Origin of the sequence: Aureicoccus marinus (assembly GCF_002954325.1) — a bacterium.
Lineage (GTDB): Bacteria > Bacteroidota > Bacteroidia > Flavobacteriales > Flavobacteriaceae > Aureicoccus > Aureicoccus marinus.
This window is the reverse complement of the sequence record NZ_MQVX01000001.1, coordinates 2,976,173-2,993,247: the sequence shown is the minus strand read 5'-3', so window position 1 is coordinate 2,993,247 and position 17,075 is coordinate 2,976,173. Positions and strand designations below refer to the sequence as shown.

At 39.5% G+C, this 17,075-nt stretch carries 18 protein-coding genes and 1 tRNA gene; 16 read left to right on the top strand and 3 right to left on the bottom strand.

Annotated features, from left to right (window positions below; translation table 11 throughout):
* Positions 1–43: 43 nt before the first annotated feature.
* Genes der through BST99_RS13945 form a run of 3 tightly spaced genes read right to left on the bottom strand, consistent with a single transcriptional unit; the run spans position 44 to position 3,634 of the window.
* Complete coding sequence (der, locus tag BST99_RS13955; protein ID WP_105002340.1) at positions 44–1,345, bottom strand: ribosome biogenesis GTPase Der; 1,302 nt, start codon at positions 1,343–1,345, stop codon at positions 44–46.
* A 55-nt stretch (positions 1,346–1,400) separates the two neighbouring features.
* Positions 1,401–2,282 carry a GTPase Era gene (gene era, locus BST99_RS13950; RefSeq protein ID WP_105002339.1) on the bottom strand — a complete coding sequence of 294 codons (882 nt, stop codon included), beginning with the start codon at positions 2,280–2,282 and terminating at the stop codon, positions 1,401–1,403.
* Positions 2,279–3,634 carry an alanine/glycine:cation symporter family protein gene (locus tag BST99_RS13945; RefSeq protein ID WP_105002338.1) on the bottom strand — a complete coding sequence of 452 codons (1,356 nt, stop codon included), beginning with the start codon at positions 3,632–3,634 and terminating at the stop codon, positions 2,279–2,281. The genes era and BST99_RS13945 overlap by 4 nt, the downstream gene beginning before the upstream one ends.
* 155 nt (positions 3,635–3,789) lie before the next feature.
* Between BST99_RS13945 and BST99_RS13940 the strand changes: the two genes are divergently transcribed.
* The 16 genes from BST99_RS13940 (at position 3,790) to BST99_RS13855 (ending at position 17,070) form a co-directional block, all read left to right on the top strand.
* A tRNA-Met gene (locus BST99_RS13940) sits at positions 3,790–3,862 on the top strand.
* A gap of 299 nt (positions 3,863–4,161) precedes the next feature.
* Positions 4,162–4,980 carry a hypothetical protein gene (locus BST99_RS13930; protein WP_146106313.1) on the top strand — a complete coding sequence of 273 codons (819 nt, stop codon included), beginning with the start codon at positions 4,162–4,164 and terminating at the stop codon, positions 4,978–4,980.
* A 174-nt stretch (positions 4,981–5,154) separates the two neighbouring features.
* Positions 5,155–5,595 carry a DUF3997 domain-containing protein gene (locus BST99_RS13925; protein ID WP_105002335.1) on the top strand — a complete coding sequence of 147 codons (441 nt, stop codon included), beginning with the start codon at positions 5,155–5,157 and terminating at the stop codon, positions 5,593–5,595.
* Between the two features lie 195 nt (positions 5,596–5,790).
* Positions 5,791–6,399 carry a toxin-antitoxin system YwqK family antitoxin gene (locus BST99_RS13920; protein ID WP_181044242.1) on the top strand — a complete coding sequence of 203 codons (609 nt, stop codon included), beginning with the start codon at positions 5,791–5,793 and terminating at the stop codon, positions 6,397–6,399.
* A gap of 139 nt (positions 6,400–6,538) precedes the next feature.
* Positions 6,539–7,021, top strand: a complete 483-nt coding sequence (locus BST99_RS13915; protein WP_146106312.1) for a hypothetical protein — start codon at positions 6,539–6,541, stop codon at positions 7,019–7,021.
* A 245-nt stretch (positions 7,022–7,266) separates the two neighbouring features.
* Entirely contained in the window at positions 7,267–8,520 is a 1,254-nt protein-coding gene (locus BST99_RS13910) for a hypothetical protein (protein ID WP_105002332.1), read from the top strand.
* 770 nt (positions 8,521–9,290) lie between these two features.
* On the top strand, positions 9,291–9,671 hold the full coding sequence (locus BST99_RS13900; RefSeq protein ID WP_146106311.1) for a hypothetical protein: 381 nt from the start codon (positions 9,291–9,293) through the stop codon (positions 9,669–9,671).
* Between the two features lie 115 nt (positions 9,672–9,786).
* Entirely contained in the window at positions 9,787–10,539 is a 753-nt protein-coding gene (locus BST99_RS13895) for a hypothetical protein (RefSeq protein WP_105002329.1), read from the top strand.
* 124 nt (positions 10,540–10,663) lie between these two features.
* Positions 10,664–11,734: a hypothetical protein gene (locus BST99_RS13890; RefSeq protein ID WP_105002328.1), complete on the top strand. Its 1,071-nt coding sequence runs from the start codon at positions 10,664–10,666 to the stop codon at positions 11,732–11,734.
* Between the two features lie 24 nt (positions 11,735–11,758).
* On the top strand, positions 11,759–12,463 hold the full coding sequence (locus BST99_RS13885; protein WP_105002327.1) for a hypothetical protein: 705 nt from the start codon (positions 11,759–11,761) through the stop codon (positions 12,461–12,463).
* 27 nt (positions 12,464–12,490) lie between these two features.
* Positions 12,491–13,018 carry a DMP19 family protein gene (locus BST99_RS13880; RefSeq protein ID WP_146106310.1) on the top strand — a complete coding sequence of 176 codons (528 nt, stop codon included), beginning with the start codon at positions 12,491–12,493 and terminating at the stop codon, positions 13,016–13,018.
* Positions 13,019–13,142: 124 nt separating this feature from the next.
* Complete coding sequence (locus BST99_RS13875) at positions 13,143–13,598, top strand: hypothetical protein (RefSeq protein ID WP_105002325.1); 456 nt, start codon at positions 13,143–13,145, stop codon at positions 13,596–13,598.
* A gap of 187 nt (positions 13,599–13,785) precedes the next feature.
* Entirely contained in the window at positions 13,786–14,316 is a 531-nt protein-coding gene (locus BST99_RS13870) for a hypothetical protein (protein ID WP_105002324.1), read from the top strand.
* A gap of 182 nt (positions 14,317–14,498) precedes the next feature.
* On the top strand, positions 14,499–15,167 hold the full coding sequence (locus tag BST99_RS13865) for a hypothetical protein (RefSeq protein ID WP_105002323.1): 669 nt from the start codon (positions 14,499–14,501) through the stop codon (positions 15,165–15,167).
* Positions 15,168–15,240: 73 nt separating this feature from the next.
* Positions 15,241–16,320, top strand: coding sequence for a serine hydrolase domain-containing protein (locus BST99_RS13860; protein WP_105002322.1), 1,080 nt, complete (start codon positions 15,241–15,243; stop codon positions 16,318–16,320).
* A gap of 237 nt (positions 16,321–16,557) precedes the next feature.
* On the top strand, positions 16,558–17,070 hold the full coding sequence (locus BST99_RS13855; protein ID WP_146106309.1) for a hypothetical protein: 513 nt from the start codon (positions 16,558–16,560) through the stop codon (positions 17,068–17,070).
* The last annotated feature ends 5 nt before the right edge of the window (positions 17,071–17,075 follow it).

Sequence of the window (17,075 nt, the reverse complement as noted above, 5' to 3'; positions counted from 1 at the left end):
GCTAAAGTCGCTAAAATAGGCCCCTGAAGAGGGATTTGAAACGTTATTTCTTTCTTAAAAAAACGGTCATGGGAACCCCCGTAAAATCAAACTGCTCCCGCAACTTATTCTCGAGGAAGCGCTTGTAGGGATCACGCACGTATTGAGGCAGGTTACAGAAGAACGCAAACTGCGGATAAGGCGTTGGCAACTGGGTGCAAAACTTGATCTTGACAAACTTCCCTTTGTAGGCCGGTGGCGGCTTGGCATCGATGATGGGGAGCATGATGTCATTGAGCTTGCGGGTCGGAATGCGCTTAGAACGGTTCTTGTACACCTCCACAGCGGTTTCAATGGCCTTGTAGATCCGCTGCTTTTCTTTTACCGAAATAAAGATGATCGGCACGTCCGTAAAGGGCTCCATGGCCTTGCGAATCTTGTCGGTGTATTGCTTGACACTCTGGGTTTCTTTTTCGACCAAATCCCATTTGTTGACCAGTACCACAATCCCCTTGTTGTTGCGATGCGCCAACCAGAAGATGTTCTGGACTTGTCCGTCGAATCCGCGGGTGGCATCAAAGAGCAGGATGCACACATCGCTGTGTTCAATCGCCCGAACGGATCGCATAACGGAATAGAATTCCAGGTCTTCCTTGACCTTGGCTTTTCGGCGAATTCCAGCCGTATCGACCAGGTTAAAATCAAAACCAAAACGGTTGTATCGGGTGTCAATACTGTCGCGGGTGGTTCCTGCAATATCGGTCACGATATAGCGCTCCTCCCCGATCAGGGCATTGATGAAAGAGGATTTTCCGGCATTGGGTCGGCCTACGACCGCAAAACGGGGCAGGTCTTCTTCGGGCTCCTCTTCTTCAGGCAGTACCTTGACCACCTCATCCAGAAGATCCCCGGTTCCACTTCCGTTGATACTGGAAATGGTGAAGTACTCTCCTAATCCCAAAGCATAGAACTCGACGGCGTCAGCAGCGCGCATGGCGTTGTCGACCTTGTTAACCACCAAAAACACGGGCTTATCAATACGTCTGAGCAATTTGGCCACCTCTTCGTCCATTCCGGTGACGCCTGATTCAACGTCGACCAAAAAGAGGATGGCATCGGCTTCGTCAATGGCCAGTTCGACCTGCTTATCGATCTCTTTTTCAAAGACATCCTCGCTTCCGACCACGTATCCACCGGTATCGATGATACTGAATTCCTTTCCGTTCCAGTCGGTTCGGCCGTAGTGACGGTCACGGGTCACCCCGCTAATCTCATCAACAATGGCTTCTCTGCGCTGGATCAGACGATTAAAAAAAGTGGACTTGCCTACATTAGGACGACCTACGATGGCTACAATTGCCCCCATACCGCTTTGAAATTGGGCGTAAAGGTAGTGACTTTCCTGCAGGAAGGAAGGGCTCCTAGGATTGGTAACCGAAACGCTTGAGTTGCTGGCTATCGGATCGCCAGTTTTTATTCACCTTCACATAGAGTTCCAGGTGAATTTGCTTGCCGAAGAATTTCTCAAGATCGGCTCTCGCCTCGACCCCCACGCGTTTGAGCGCCTTGCCCTGGTGACCGATGATGATTCCCTTCTGGGTGGAGCGTTCCACGAGGATGAGGGAGCGAATGCGAATGATCTTTTCCTCCTCCTTGAATTCCTCGGTTTCGACCTCCACAGAATACGGGATTTCTTTTTTGTAGTGCAAGAGGATCTTCTCGCGAATACATTCGTTGACAAAGAAGCGCTCCGGCTTATCGGTCAGCTGGTCTTTTGGGAAATAGGCTGGCGCTTCTGGGATCAATTCGATCAGACGCGACATCAGGCCTTCAATCCCGAAATTTTCGAGGGCAGAAATCGGATGAATTTCGGCCGTAGGCAGCTGCTCCTGCCAATACTGGACCGCCGACTCCAAGGTCTCCTGATCCGAAGTGTCAATTTTATTTAAAAGCAACAGAAGGGGAGTTTTGGTCTTCTGCAACTTGGCGTAAAGCTTTTCGTCCTTCAGGGCCTTTTCACCAATCTCCACCATGTAGAGCAGGATATCGGCATCTTCCATAGCGGTCTTGACAAAATCCATCATGGATTCCTGCAGGGCATAGGCGGGCTTAATGATCCCCGGAGTATCAGAAATTACGATCTGAAAATCCTCTCCGTTGAGCAGTCCCAGTATGCGGTGACGGGTGGTCTGGGCCTTGGAGGTGATGATCGAAAGACGCTCCCCCATCAAAGCATTCATCAAGGTGGACTTCCCCACATTGGGGTTCCCGATGATATTAACAAATCCGGCTTTATGCGTCATTTCTTCAGGTTTGAAAAGTATTCTTTCGCGGCCTTGTTCACCTTAGGAGAAAGCAAGAGCACCGCGATCATGTTCGGGATCACCATCAGGGCATAGGACAAGTCGATCAGGTTTTTAACCAGCTCCAAGGAGGCCACTGCCGCAAAGACGATCATGATCACAAAGTAGACGTTATAGAGCTTTCCGATCTTGGCGTTAGTCAGGAACGAAAGCGACTTTACCCCGTAGTAGGAGTAGGTAAATAAGGTGGAAAGGGCGAAAGCCGAAACAATCAGCATCAGCAGTTCGTCACCAAAACCAAAAAGGGTGCGCTTAAAGGCGGTCAGGGTCATCAAAATTCCGCTTTGATCCTCCAGGTATGCGTCGCTCACCAGGATCACAATGGCGGTTAGGGTACAGACCACGATGGTATCGATAAAGGGGCCGAGCATGGCAACCAGCCCTTCTTTGATCGGATTATCCGTTTTGGATTGGCCGTGGTACATGGGCGCACTACCCAGACCCGCTTCGTTCGAAAACATGGCCCGGCGAACCCCGATAATAATCAGCGCCCAAAAACTTCCGGTAAAGGCTGTTTCGAAATTCCAGGCTTCCACAAGGATGAGTTTTAAGGCATTCCCCGCGGCAGAAAAGTTCATCACCACCACCACGATCACCGCCAAAAGGTACAGCAGTACCATAAAGGGGACGATGGCCGAGGCGACCTTGGCAATCTTGGTCAGTCCCCCAAAGATGACCACCGCCGAAACAAGGGCCAGGACAATTCCGATGATCAGTTGCCAGTTGAAGGTGGAGGTTTCAAAAATAGTTTCGGCCGGATCCACCACACTCATAAAGGTCTCGGTGAATTGGTTGGCCGTAAAGACGCCTAAAAAACCAAAGAGACCGAAAATACTGAAGAAGACGGCCAAGGGCTTGAACTTGGGGCCCAATCCGTGTATAATGTAGTACATGGGACCTCCCTGCATCTTGCCTTCGGAATCCTCTCCGCGGAACATCACGGCTAAACTGCCCGAATAAAATTTAATGCACATCCCGATCAGGGCGGTCATCCAAATCCAGAAGACCACACCCGGGCCTCCGTCATGGATGGCAATGGCTACCCCAGATATATTCCCCAGACCTACCGTAGCCGCGACAGCTGCCGAAAGCGCCTGGAAAGAACTCACATCTCCTTTGGCTTTGTCTCCGTCGTACTTCCCGGCCGTAATCGCGATCGCATGACCGAAATAGCGGTAAGGCAAAAACTTGGAAAAGAAAACTAAAAACAGACCCCCGCAGATCAACAAAACGAACATAGGTGCGTCAGTTAGAGGGAGTAAGGAGGAGATGAATTTATTGAGGGCTTCCATAGCGGGTGAAGTTAGGAATTTTGATTTGGAATAATCAAAAACCGTCGTATATTTGCCTTCCCTTTTGAAACAGGAAACTGTCGAAAAAAGTGACGCGAGAGAAGAAATCTTCTCACATCTTTTGACTCTACGCTTTTTTAAGCATCAAAATATATCGCGGGGTAGAGCAGTAGGTAGCTCGTCGGGCTCATAACCCGAAGGTCGCTGGTTCGAGTCCAGTCCCCGCTACTAGCAAGCCATCAACGAAAGTTGGTGGCTTTTTTATTCCCAAAAGCGAAGCTCGCTTTGGCTTTTGGGAATAAAAAAGACAGCTCCTTGCGCCAGCAAGGTGGTGGCTTGCTTGTAAAGCTTCCCCCAAAGGCCGCTTTTGAGCAAAGCGAAAAAGCAATCCAGTCTTAAATTAAGGCGGGAGGAAATGAAAAAAGACAGCGCCTTGCGCCAGGAAGGTGATGGCTTGCTTGTAAAGCTACCCCCTAAGGGCGTTTTTTGAACGAAGTGAGAAAACAATCCAGTCCAACATCACTTATATGCCTATTTTAGAAGTGTATAGATGTATTTTACATCCATATAAACAAGTTGGCAATAATACTATGAAACATATCGCAATAATAATTTGTTTAATTCTGACTACAGCCAAAATAAAGGCACAGGACTATACTTTCAGAAAAAATATTGACAAAGATTCATTATTTCATGCTTCCATAAAATTCATTCCTGAACAAAAACAAAAAGAGTTTAGGAAAATGTATAAAGATGGTAATGATCAAGAAAGGGAATTTATACTTTTTATGATATCAATGCCACGAAGTAGTAAAGAAGAGTTGATTAAAAACTATGAAGACAAACAGGCAGAAATCTCAAATTTAAAAATTGAATATCTAAAATATGTTCCTGAAAATCACATAATAGATATTGAGTTTAAACCAGAGAGTAAAATTCTCAATGTTCCCGAACAAATAAAAATCAAAATCTATAAGACTTCGATAAACAATGAAACTAAAGAAAAATCAGTAGAAGTAGTTTCTCAAAATTGGAACTTAAAACCTAACTCTGACGAATTGAAAAAAGTAATTGAATCAATTAATTGGACTGACGAAACTCTAAAAGAAGTAAAAAACTTATTGACAAAAGCTAACTGTATTTCAATAAAGAATGGAAATATAACTACGATAGGTTTTGCAAGAAGTGGAATGGGAAAATATTCATATAAAATATTTGATGAAAATCTAAATTCAGACAAAATTGAGACGTATAACAATGGCTGTGAATATATTTTTTACAAGGATAATATTGTTTTAGAATATGGTGGAGGAGCTGTCGGACCTCAATGCTTTGAGAAAATATAAATGTACTATTGCTAACACGGTGTATAAGTAATAGCGGTTTAGGTGATAAAACGAAAGCATAAACATAAAAGAGAGGTCAGTGTAAAACCGAAAGGTTTGTGAATAGATTTCTGCTACTACTCATACACAAAACCGTTACCTGCAAGCACACAAACTCTGATTAGAAATGTTTTTATGAAAGTACTTATTGCCCTACTCTCATGTTTCTTTTTAACAAGCTGTTACTTTGGCGCTAATGAATCAGGAGGAGAAATAGTAAACAATGTTTACAGCGCTAGATGGGATAATGAATCCTGGATTTCTTACAGCAAAAGTGGCGAGGGTATTTGGGATCCGGAAAACATCATAGTTCATCATCAAGTCTTTGCAATTGGGGACTATGATGACTTTATTATCGCAAAACAGCATCCTTGTAGAAACAAAAAACCTCACACCACCCACTTTGACGATTTAAAGCCTGACAAAGACATTACTATTTATATAATCATAGATACAAGAAACGACAGTTACATTGTGCATCGTTATGAAAATGAAAATGACTTCAATGAAGCAAAAACGCGATTTGGGATTCCTATTGATTTGACTTACAAGTTTTACGCCAAAGAAATTGATTAACGCCTTGCGCTAGCAAGGTGATGGCTTGCTTGTAAAGCTTCCCCCTACAGCCATTTTCGAACGCAGCGAAAAAACAATCCAGTTAAAGTTTATTGAGAAGTATAAACAACAGCTCTTTCCAGCGGTTATATTCCTATTTGGAGGTATATCGATGTATATTACATCTATATAAACAAGTTAGCTACAATGCCGAAAATGAGAATCGCAATTATCATAGCACTATTAATTTTCCAATGTCAATTAGCAATTGGGCAAGAGGACGCTATCTATATTTCGGACAATAAACTTTATGGAGAATTAAAAGATGGACTTCCCAAAAATGACACAATCGTTGAATTGAAAAAAGACGGAATTGTTTCGGGAAAAGGAGCACTTGCGGTTAGCAAATATGGAGTAAGCGACTTAAAAGTTGGGTATTGGAAAGAATACTCTGAAAACGGAACTCTTAAAATGGAAGGGAATTATAAGTTAGGTTCTTACATTAGTTGTTGTACTGGTGGAGCCTGTCGACAATTCCATTATTATCGGACTGGACTCTGGAAAATCTATGATGATAATGGAAAACTGAAATACGAACTGACTTTTGAACCAATCGAATTACACATTGATACAACTTGCGAAGGTGGAGATAAATTACTATTTGGAATAATTAAGGAAATCCCTCTAAAATATTGGGGAGACCTGACAAGTGACAAAGTGTTTGAATTACAAAGAATCCGAACGGAAGATGATTTTGCGATTGGAATTTGGACACCGCTAAACGGACGAATATTTATTGAATCAAAAAGAAAAAAAGCACAGTAGCTAACAATGGCTATAAGTAATTGCTTGTTCTCGCCTACTTCTGAAAATCCTCGCGGATTTTCAGTTTGGTGTGTACTTGCAAAGTTAAGTACTAACCCACGCAACTACTCATAGCCGAGACCGTTATCAATAATTAAAAATGAGCGTTAAAAAAACAGCCTGGTACTTTGTTATTTCGATACTCCTAATCGTACCCGTATTTTTAATTTTAACTGCAATCCACTCTTTTCTACCATTACTGGTATTGTTCTTATTTTGGGGAGGCCAGCACATGCTATTTAAGAATAGAAACTTGACCAACAAACAAGCGTATTCTAAAAGAAAAGCAACTGGAATTTTTCTTATTACTGCAATTGCTTGCAGCATTGCTTGGTTCTTTTACGACGCAAATTTTTTTGCAATGGGACCATTCTATCCTCAGGATTTTAATGAAAATTATATAACCCTTACTCCGAAAGATAGCATAGCTTACAAAGCTGGGTATTTAGTAACCCACGAGAATAAGGATATTAAAAAACCCTCTGTATTGGTGTATAAGACTAAAGATGGTATAGTTTGGGGACAGGAACTAAATGCACCAGATATTTTTTGGTATGAGGAAGAAGGAGGCAAACCCTCATAATTAGCTTATGAAATTGATATTACAAGAATAAATAAAGGTTTAGTCAGGGATAAATTTGAATTTTTTGCGGTTGGCCACAGTGAACCAGGCTGGGGTTATATTTGGCGTTTTGGAGGGTTCAGAAATTCTACATCATGAGTTTCTAAAATTTACTGCTAAGACGAGTTCTAACTCTATTCTCTCCCCCCATTTCCATTGTATAGACAACTGACCTCGATAGAATTTCGGTCATAAAAGACTACTTAATGAAGCGCTTCTATATTATTGCTATCTCCTTCTTAGTTATTGCCTGTAACACCAAAAATGATGACCAGAAAAAGTTAGATTTTGTGGAATATGACTTTCATTTTGAAACAGGATCAAATGAGATGCCATACAATTTTTCTTCACACTTGGACACCATTTCTACAACCGTCGATAGGAGAGCCTGGGAGTTTGCCAAAATCGGAAACATAGAAAGGATGCATGAGGTTTGGGATACCAAAGAATCAATTGAAATTGAACTTACGCAGGAGCAACGAGAGAGTTTTGACCTCTACAAGGCCATGGATGCAATCGATTACATTTTGAATGAAGCTGAAGAGCATCAAATAGTCATCATCAATGAAGCTCATCAAATGCCCCAACACCGAATTTTTACCACTCGACTACTCGAAGGACTCAAAAGAAGAGGCTTTAAGCACTTAGGAATGGAAGGATATTACAATACGCCTCAAGCAGATTCTATTATGCAAGCCAACGGTTATCCTATTCTTGATTCTGGGTATTTCACGCAAGAACCTCAATTTGGGAATTTAATAAGAACTGCCTATGATATGGGGTTCAATATATTCGGGTACGAAAGCAGTGGACATGCTAATGGGAAGGAAAGAGAAATTAATCAAGCCCGCAATATTGAATCCTATCTCAAGCGATACCCCAACGAAAAGATACTAATCCATTGTGGTTTTGATCATGTGTACGAAGGAGCTATGCCAAACGATTCCATGGGTTGGGGAAAGGCGATGGCTGGGAGATTGACGGAATTTACAGGAATTGACCCATTAACCATAAGTCAGACTATTTATTCCGAAAAGGGTGACAGGGATCACGAAAACTCGTATTATCAGATTACAGATGTAGAGATACCTAGTGTTTTTGCCAATCAATCTGGCGAGCTATTTGGTCAGCAACGTAAGAAATCCTCTCGTGATTTACCTCCTATGGGCACATTCAGGTATGACATAGCCGTCTTCCATCCAAGAAGTAAAAAGTACGATCGTCCGCAATGGATGGTGTATGGTGATCGTAAAGAAGTGGAACTATCATTTGTTGAAGAAAATATCCAATGCCCCTGTTTGGTACTTGCCTACAAAAAAGGGGAGAAAGTCGGCAAAGCCGTTCCTTATGACGTACAAGAAACGGATGATAAGAAGGTTACCCTAGTTTTGGATGAATCCGACTTTGAAATTGTCATTTTGAATCAGAAGAATAAAGCCCTAAAAGCTGAATTTAACTAGGCATCAATATCATCCATCCAATTTGAAATCTGATTACAAGCTAGAATATCTTATTCCTTTAATGTTTCGTATTATCGGAATGACTCTCACTCTTTCAGGTGTGGTATTACTTGTCTCTCCTCCATTTCTGCTTATCGGCGGAGTTACTTTGATACTCATTGGTTTAGCTTGGTCTTTTTGAGAAGAGGTGTTATTCTAGATTTTGAAAACAAGAAAATCAAAGAATACATTGGCCTCTTCTTTATCAAATTGGGCAAATGGAATAATCTAAATGAATATCCATATGTTTCAGTCCTAGTTGAGAACCTCAAAAGCACTGGATTCAGCGCGACCGGATTAGAATTTACCGAAAGAAGAAAGGTGTATCGTATCTATTTCATGAACGAATCTCATCGAAAAAGACTGAGAATAATGGATTTCAAACTTTTTGAAAGTGCAACTTCTGAGGCAAAAAGAATTGCCAATAAAATGCAACTAGAATATACCGAATACAATCCAAAATAAATAGCGACACTACAATAAGACCTTTGACTTATAACTCTCGCTCTTCCATATTCATTAACTTCCTGTAGAATCAAAAAACGTACTGGAACGCTGCGAAAAAGCAATCCATTCTACCGGTTATATTCCTAGTTTAGAAGAACATCATTGTGCTTCAAATCGAAATAAAAAAGAGGGCGGCAACTATGAATAAGAAACTAACAATTCTACTATATCTACTACTATTGGTCTTACATGGCTGCACTTCCAATAAAGCGGACATTATTCAAATGAAGCACTACTTCGGTGGTATTGGAGTTCAGTTAATCTATACAATTAATAAAAACTCCCTTTCAGTAAAATACAACTGTGATTTTGAAAATTGTAGTGAAAAAAATGTTTATGAAAGGAAATTATCAGAATTAGAATCGGGGAAGTTTATTTCAAAAATTGAATCACTGAAACCTGACACCTTGAATAACGAATACATTAATAAACATGTATTAGATGGTCATAACACTGAAATATATTTTGGAAAATTAATTGAGACGAAAAAGAGTAAAGTAATTATTAAAAACATGAATTTGTCAGTTCTTGATAGTATGATCAAATATGTCGACGAGTTGATACCCGAAAAGAAATTTAGATTAAAAACTTTTGGAGAAGAATAAATAACTACCAAGCGGGGCTCAAAATCAACGTACTTCACTCCCCACCATTTTCACTAACTTCCTTTCAAACCATAAAACCGCAGTGTATACTACGTGACCGTTAGTCGCAAGGTGAATGAAAAACTTTAAGAAAATATCATTTTTTGCACTCGTCTTAGGATGGATAGGACAAATTATCACCCATATAATTTTGTCCAATTTGGTAGCCAATAATGCTGCTGGAGGAGAAACCGGAATGGTTATTTATTGGTCATCATTCTTTATTTTAATCTACTATGGTCTATTTATCCTAATCCCGAGTAAAAGGATTGCAGGGCTTTCCGAAAACATCGGCATTCTGGGCTTCACATTATTATCAGCCATTTATGCTGTCATCGGATTTACAATTTTGATTGGCTGGTTATTTTTAGTGTCATGGATTTGGTTCGAGGTTTTTTTAGACGCGTTTATTTGCGGACTAATTTTCGGTCTAACCTTTCATCTTCTTTGGAATAAAAAGCGTAATGAACTAAGGCAAATACACCTTCTTCCTATTATGACTTTACCGGTTCTATTTCTGTTTATTTACTTACATGCTCTTCCAAGATTCTTTCCAGCTTTCGCATTTAATATTGTTCCTAAACATGTGAGACACGATATATATAAACAGACTATCCCAAAGTTCAAGGTTGGAGACGAACTATCCGCATTGCAAGATGCTCTTCCAGGAGAATTTGAGTTTGAGGGATGTTATGGAAGACAAGGAGCCCAGTTAGATGATTTTCAATATGTCATTGAAGTTAACTGTTGTAAAATAGTACGAATTGAATATGGACCAAAGCAAAATACTGGGTTTATGATCAGTGGAAAAAGATTGCCCTGCGATTAGAAATGAATAACCTGATGAATGTCGAATCCTACTATCCGAATACAATTTCAATTAAGAGTGAATTCCCCGCTCGAAAATCTAGAAATACACCCTGAATCCGAACCTTAACCGTGATCAGACAGCTATGAAAATCAAAAAAACTCATGACATACAACTCAATACTGAAGACAGTATAATAACGGCAGCCCCTGCCTCAATCAATGAGTTGGTTATGTTAATGAGTTCGGGTAATGTGATTCGCTATAGCATTGACGACCAAAAACAGGAACATCTATTTTCAGTCAAAAGCAGCTTTACCTATGAAGATGGGGGTTTTGATATTAGTGCGAAATCAACAATCTACACTTTGGATTCCATCGTGGTCATTGTGAATGACTACAAAAGACATGGGTTTATTCATTATCCTAACCGATATAACAAGCTGCACTTATGGAGGAAGGATTACCACGCTAACATTTCCAAATACCCGATAGCCTTGTATAAAGACAAGCAAGGTATTCCTCATTTGATCTATAGCGAAGATTGGAACCATCTTCAAATCATGAACTTGGATTCAAGACAAGTGCTCACAGCATCCAAGTCTTTGATTGAAGAAAATGCAGAAGAAAGACATTTGGAATTCTTCAAAAAACACCAAGAAGACAATAAACTCCCTTGGCCAGGACCCTATGACTACTTCTATGGGCAATTAAAAATGTCTCCTGACAGCAACTACTTTTTGAGTTCAGGATGGGTATGGGGCTCAAGAGATGCCTACAATATGTATGAAGTTGAACATTTCATGAAGGATAACAGAATAAGAGATATCCATATTGGTAACTGGGAACACTGCAATCGAGCTGCTTGTTGGATAGACAATACCACAGTTGCCATTGCTTATAACCCTATGGAGGATGATATTGAAAATTCTCACGAGGAAATTCAATTCTATAAAGTTGAAAGCAACAAATCTCTACTTGATAGAAAAGTTCAAATAGAGGGTCTAAATATGGTTAACTCAGAAATCTACTTTAATAAAGATGTCAATGTAATTGTTCTCTTGTCCGAAGAAGAAGGTGTCGTCTTATTATCGTTGAATGGTGAACTTTTGCTGCAAAATAAAAAAAGGAATCCTGGCACGTATTATCCTGATTTAAATATGTTTATAGAAACTCATGAGAAATCCATTCTTATTCATCAACTGACAGATAAATAAGTTGTTTTCAATTTGAAAAAACCAATGAAACATCTTTTTCTAATCATATTTCTTCTCACTTTTTTGAGCTGTAATTCCAAGAAGGACAGTGCGGTTTCTAAAATCAAAAACCCAAATCCAGAAAGAGTAATTCAAAAGAAACTAAGCGGGAAAGAAGTCGTAGAAGAGTTAGAAAAATTGGGGTATTTCAATCTTACCAATGAATCCGAATTAGATTCGGTTAAAGCTGATTTTCAAAAAACATACACCAATTTAAATTTCTTTCAAGGACCAATGCGTGGTAATACTCTGAATTTCATGGACAATCGCTATCAGTGGGTTGATTGTGAGGAACTATTCGAGATTGGTGGATTGACTGAATATCTAAAACAGGTAAAACCAACTTTTGACAAACTTGGACTGGAATTAAAATTCGAGAACGAACAAAGCGAACAAGATCAAAATAGTTGGAAACACACGATTGAACTCAACGGAATAGAATACACAGCATTCGACGGACAATTTTCTGACTTGGATTGGGGAATTGCCTACGTGAATTTTATAGAAATGTTGAACGCAGAATTGCGAAGACAAAATTCGGACGAGCAATTTTATCCAATAAATTGTGGCAATGACGGAATGTTTGTTTTGCTAACATTAAAACAGTTGGACTTTATAAACCGGAATTATCCCATTGACGATGAACATCCGGTGACAATGAGCAATTGGAAGAAAAGAAATGGATTATAAAACCGTTGAAACACATTATAAATCACCTTGAAAAATCTCCTATTATTTCTTGCATCTTTAATCTTAAGTAACGCAAATGCTCAAATGGAGTTTGATTTGGATAAACTATTGCAAAACGAAAGACATGACTTGATTGTCATGGAAATCGATTCATACTTAAATCGAAAAAGTGAATATGGTGAAATAATGGCGACTTTAAATGAGGCGCAAAAAACATTTCTAATAATTGAAAATCTGGAAAGGGAGATAAATAATGGAGGATTTCATCAATTCTATTGGAACTCAAGCGGAAATTATGGAAACGAAACAGTTGATGCCTTAATTAAAATTGGAGCAAATAAAACTGCGAAAATTGTCAAGAGAGCGAACTCCGAATTTAAAAATGGGATGGTTCCGAAGGACAGAGTGGAACGACAAAATCAGATGGAGTTAATCGAAGAAAAAGCGGAGGAGAATTGGAATAATTGCACTACGGATTTTTATAGATACGAAGACAACTTAACGCAGCTTTTAGTTGAGTTTGTCTTAAAAAACAAAGCGGACTTCGAAAAATAACGTCTTACAACAAGAGCTATATCCCATTTCGCTCCCCTTCCCCATTTTTACTAACTTCCTTTCAAACCAAGGGCACCAGAACAAGTCGTAGCCAAGACCAAGAGGCACAAGTCAAAAAACCGAAATGAAAAAAACCAAAGGTGGAAACTATATTGAATGGACGCCTATTTTCGACATCAAGAATACCGGATATTTTGCTGGAGTTGATAAGGAAGGAAATTGGTATACCGACACAGCAGAAGGATTAAAATCGCTTGAGGAAGGTGGGGTCGGACTCCTACCAATACTCGAAATGAAAAGAACGGAGTTTGAATTCTATTTGAGCAAAAAAATCAAGTCGGCAGATTTGAAAACTGATGTTAGACTACCTGAATTAGTACATAAAATAATACGGCTGAGTATAGGGGGGTCCTCTTATTGGGCTGAACTCGGAATTGAATGGCTCAAAGAATCCGAAATAGACTCTGATTTAGAAAGCCAACTGAACTATTTAATAGAAAATAAAAAACACAGTCAAAATTTTAGACACAAAGCTTTCACCAAAATAAAGCGATACGAAAGACTAAAAATCAGTCGCTAACTTCTGCCATAACTCATTCTCTCCCTTCCCCCATTTTCACTAACTTCCTTTCCAACCAAAAATTCACCTGAAGGTGTAATTATCTGTATAGTTGTACATCATTCGAATAGAAAAATATGGAGATGGACTTAGATATCAAATATGAAGAATTGATCAACTTTTTTGGTAAAGAAAATGTTACAATTGAATGGATAGAATTCTGGAAAAATACGGGCTTCAAGAACATATTAATCTAACCTCCAAAAGTGGATTAGATGGAATTGTTCAAAAAATGCACGCCGAATCAAACGGAGAATACTACTCTTTCCTTTTTGCATTAATAGACATTTTTCAGCCCAGTCACCAAAAACTAGTTGGTCAAGTTGATGATGAAGGATTCTTAGTGAGAAAAAGGGTAGGATTTCTTGACTTTTCTCCTAACTGGGCCAAGGCCACTGGTAGTTTTCATAAAACAGAAAAAGGAATCGAAATATCCATGAAAATAACTGGAATGAGCAAATCTTCGCTGCTTGTTATTTTAGGTCTACTGACTTTTCTCTGTCTAATTGCCGGACTTGTTATTCTCGAAGCTCTACTTCCGCCTATTGGAGAAGTAAATCCCTTCCCAGAGTTATTCATTCTAATCTTTATTGGATTCTTATTTGTACAAGTTCCTGTATTACTCGCTAAATGGAATATCAATCGAATTAAAAGGGACTTGAAAATCTATTTTGAATAAGAAGTACGGAACTGAATGGCAAGAGGAACTAGATTCGAAACCATTTGGGATTAAGTAACACACGTTTTATGGCAAGGGATACAAATCATTTCTGTTCGGAAACCTGTTTACACTAACTTCCTTTCAAACCACAAACGCACCCGAACAAGTTATAACCGGGGGCCCATGGAAGTAATTTTAAAATGATGGTTAGACGCAATCAATTCATTGGTTTGGCATTATTGAACCTACTGATACTATTTTCATTGATTAGTTGCCAAGAAAAAAGAAGCCCCAATTATCTTGAATTTTATAAGATAAATATTGTCAGCCCTAATCCTAAAGCTACTTTCGATTCCATCCAAAAGCTTCATGGGCTGCCTGTTTACTGGGATTATGAAGAAGGAAATGGTTATGCCTCTGGTGGATTAGCTCTATCTAACGGATTTCTTGATATAAAAACCTACTATGATAATTCCGTGGTAGAGGCGTCCCCCATGGAATTAGTTCTCGATTCGAATTTACCTGACTCAATTACCTTCCAAAAATTGAAAACCGCCGGGTTACAACCCAATGAACCGTTCAAAATGGAAGGATGGTTTTGGTCGGTTGTTTCAATTGCTGACTTAAAAATTATGGAGGATCGAAGTAACGGTGTATATGTCACTCATTACGATGATTATGACTTTCACAAGAGAACGGCTGATTCTATTCAGGACTTAACGGATAAAAGAATCGATACTATTCGAATTTATTCGGAATCTTCAGATAAATTCGAAGCCAATTGGAAAAAAATTACTTTGAATGAGAATGCCCCAGTAGTAACCTTTATAAAGGACAGCATTAATAGAATCGAACTAATCATAAAATAATATTTTTTGAGAGGACCTGACTACTAGGGCTTAGCTTCCCCATATTCACCAACTACCTATCAACCCAATCATCATGAAAAAACATTTAGGACTTATCCTGACCATAATTACAGTTCAGTTCACTTTTGCTCAGCAAGTAGATAATTCATCTATCTCTAACTTTATCGGAATGCTTTATGTAGAAGGAAAAATCCATGGCGGTGTATTGGTTGCTAATGGCAATGAATTGGTTTACAAGGATGCCTGGGGAATTGCCAATAAGGCAACAAATACTGCCCTTAATGGCGATGAGTTGTTTTCCATAAACAGCATGGGTAAAATGTTTACTTCCATACTTACACTTCAGTTGGTGGATGAAGGGATCATTACCCTGGATGATAGTTTAAATGATTTACTCCAAGATTTCAAACACCCCAGAGCAGCAGAGATAAGCTTACACGACTTGTTGGCTCACCGTTCTGGTTTAAGGGACTATTTCTTGTTACAACTAAGTGGTAAAATGTCTTTTGAAATAAGCAAGGCAGACATGCTTACCGAAGTTTCAAAAATGGACTTAAAGTTTGAACCAGGTACAAAATTCAACTACAGTAATACCGGCTACATTCTCCTTAGTCTTATTGTAGAGAAGTATCGACAGAAGCCGTTTTATGACGTGATGGCCGAAAGGATTTTTGACGTGCTAGCAATGAAGAACACCTTTCCCAGATCTAAAATGGAGCCCAATAAAATGCCAAATTATTTCAATAGTAATGGCAGTGTTGAACTTCTAGTCGGAGATGATTTTGGCGGAGATGGAGGTGAGATTTCCACATTAGAAGACATGCATAAATTCATGGCTGCCTTGGGTTCAGAAAAGTTACTTTCAAAAAGGATGTGGACCCTAGCCTTCACACCCCATTCTTTTCCATCGGAAGTACCTGAAGATGCCTGGCCACCACCCCATCAGGATCCGTATGGCTATGGATTTACCATTATGGAATTACCTTTTGCAAAAAATACTTCTGCAAAGGCTGTTGCTCATGGGGGAGCCGGAATGGGAACCAGCCATGCAATACGGTTTGTGGAGAGTGAACGTATTATTATCAATTGGAATAATATGTTCAAAAACCCGATTTTAGTTGAATTGATTGACTTCTTGGCCTCAAACCAATAGATACCGGTACAGCAACAAACTAAATCCCATTTCTCAATGAAAACCATCACGTCGATTTTATTTCTAGCCCTTAGCTTAAATCTGTTTTCTCAATCGGTGGACAGTTACATTGATCCTTCCAAATAGAGTAATTATGATCGAAGACCAAAAGGCAGAGCGGTTTTGGAATTGGTTTGATAAACATCAGACAGATATCTTTTCCTTTCCGATATAACGGAGTCGAATAAAGATCAGTTGATGGATGAATTTCTTGATGAACTGCATAAGTTCAATAAGAATATCTACTTTGAAATTGGAGGTCATCCAGAGGACGAGAAAGTGGAATTGATCATTTCGGCCGAAGGCAACGTCGAGTATTTTGCCTCGGTGGAAAAATTGACAAGCCTGGCACCAGAATTCAAAAACTGGGATATAATTGCCTTTAAACCTCCGATGGGCACTGGTTTCAGTCTGGACTACGGAGGAAGGGTGTTCAATCCGGAAGAAATAATTTTCATCCCTTTAGTATCAAAGAAAGACCCGACCGCAATAGGTTTTAATGTTTGCTATCCGGACTATGAGGAATCAGAAAGGGAAGTATTTATGAACGGCACTTATCTGATTTTGGATACTATTATTGGGGAAAAATCGAACGCCCTGGACATTGATTATATGAATGTTATTAAAACGCCAGAAAACATTGGCGAATATGATTTTCGGCATATTTCCGATATCGCTGAATTCATAGAGGAAAGGAAAAACGAAGGCTAGTTTGC